The 1,841-nt window shown below is 34.8% G+C and carries 3 protein-coding genes; all 3 read left to right on the plus strand.

From position 1 onward, the window contains the following. Positions 1-50 precede the first annotated feature (50 nt). Positions 51-611 carry a GNAT family N-acetyltransferase gene (locus tag M6D81_RS31395; protein WP_262681594.1) on the plus strand — a complete coding sequence of 187 codons (561 nt, stop codon included), beginning with the start codon at positions 51-53 and terminating at the stop codon, positions 609-611. A gap of 204 nt (positions 612-815) precedes the next feature. Next, on the plus strand, positions 816-1,241 hold the full coding sequence (locus M6D81_RS31400) for a hypothetical protein (RefSeq protein ID WP_262681595.1): 426 nt from the start codon (positions 816-818) through the stop codon (positions 1,239-1,241). Between the two features lie 363 nt (positions 1,242-1,604). Further along, positions 1,605-1,841 (plus strand): hypothetical protein (locus tag M6D81_RS31405; RefSeq protein WP_262681597.1); only part of this gene is annotated, 237 nt, incomplete at its 3' end.

Below are 1,841 nucleotides of genomic sequence, written 5' to 3' on the forward strand. Positions count from 1 at the left end.
AGGAAATCAACGCAAGATATTAGAGCATTTAAGTGATTGGAGTGATTAGTGTGAATACGATTTTGTTGGATTTTCCACATCAATTTTCAACAGAAAGATTACTCATCAGAATGCCACTCCCTGGTGATGGTAAAGTAGTTTTTGAAAGCATTCAAGCATCAATACATGAATTGAAAGAGTGGCTGCCGTTTGCGCGATATGAACAAACTGAGCAAAAAGTTGAAGAAAATATAAGGGAATCTCATGTGCAATTTTTAAAGAGAGAAGACCTCAGGTTATTAGTCTTTAATAAGGAAACGAATGAATTTGTAGGTTCATCTGGATTACATAGAATAAATTGGGCAATCCCTAAATTTGAGATTGGATACTGGATTGATTCTAGGTTTAGTGGTAAAGGACTCATGACCGAAGTTGTTCAAGGAATAACAGATTTTGCTTTTAGAGAATTAAATGCGAGAAGAATAGAAATTCGCTGTGATTCCTTAAATTATAGAAGTAAAGCAATACCAGAACGTTTGGGGTACACATTAGAAGGGATTCTAAAGAATAGTGGGTTATCAATTAATGATAGCAGTTTAAGGGACATAATGATTTTTGCAAAGACAAGTTGAAATTCAAATTAACTGAATGAAGTTCGAAGAAGGCGTTGACATCCTATAACACCATATTCACGCATCGGGCATACGCCCTCGGTCCCAGAAGAGGCCTCAGGAAGTGGTTGCTGTGGACACACCCGGCATTCGCCGGGCGTCGTGAATATACGAAACGTTAGGCGAAATTGATGAATTAAATATAAGAAAGGATGAAGCCAGATATTGAACACGATGCAATACTTATCAGTTCCTCTAACAACACTTCTATTAGTTTGTACGATTGTGTTTTTCATCGTTTCAATCTTTAAAATAGAAAACTTAAAATGGAGGAAACCAGTTTCAGGTAGAACTCAATCAATAACCGTTGCAGTGGGCAGAATATTTTGTATCTTAATTGCAGTGTTTATTTCGTTTGCTTCTGTCGACTATTGGAAAGATAATTACTGGCTAATATCAGGAAGATATTTAGTGATTGAAGATTATGTTCAAGAGATAGATCATAAATCAAAGGACTTAAGAGAATATGTTGAATTTAATGGCATAACGATTTCTTTTTTATTTGATTCAAACCTAGAGGTCGGGAGAAAGTATAGAATTGAATTTTTACCTAATACACAAACAGGAATTAAAAGCATTGAAATAAAATGAATTTTTAGTATATCAAGATGTCATCAACATCGCCTAACACCATATTCACGCATCGGGGCTACGCCCCTCGGTCCCAGAAGCGGATTCGAAGAAGTGGTTGCTGTGGACACACTCGACTTCGTCGAGCGTCGTGAATATATGAAACGTTATCGGAAACTCCCTAAAGCTCAATTTCATTTCCACCTTGAAAGGTAGGTGATTATCATAAATCAAAAAATCTATTCTAGCAGGATACTTGAATCATTGTATTTCGTTTTTATTTTTATTCGATCCAATCCTCGAAATCCTTTACATACTCAAACCTTAAAAGTTTACAGATATGAATTATTAAAGAATGGAATAAACAAAAGATTAAATGAAGAATTGAAAAAGAAATTGCTTAATATTGGAGTGCCAAAGGATTCATCAATTGTAAGAGCTTTAGAAAAATGGTCGTTTCCATTAAAGAAGTATTCGATGAAAAGAGTCGAACGGAGTATTCCAATCTTTATAGACATATTTACAGAATTAATTAAGAACCTAGAACTTGAAGAATATGAAAAGGCAAGTGTATTGGCAAGTGCTGTACATAATTTACCTGGATTTGTGTCTAAAGAATAT

It is taken from the genome of Paenibacillus sp. J5C2022 (genome assembly GCF_025567625.1).
Lineage (GTDB): Bacteria > Bacillota > Bacilli > Paenibacillales > Paenibacillaceae > Pristimantibacillus.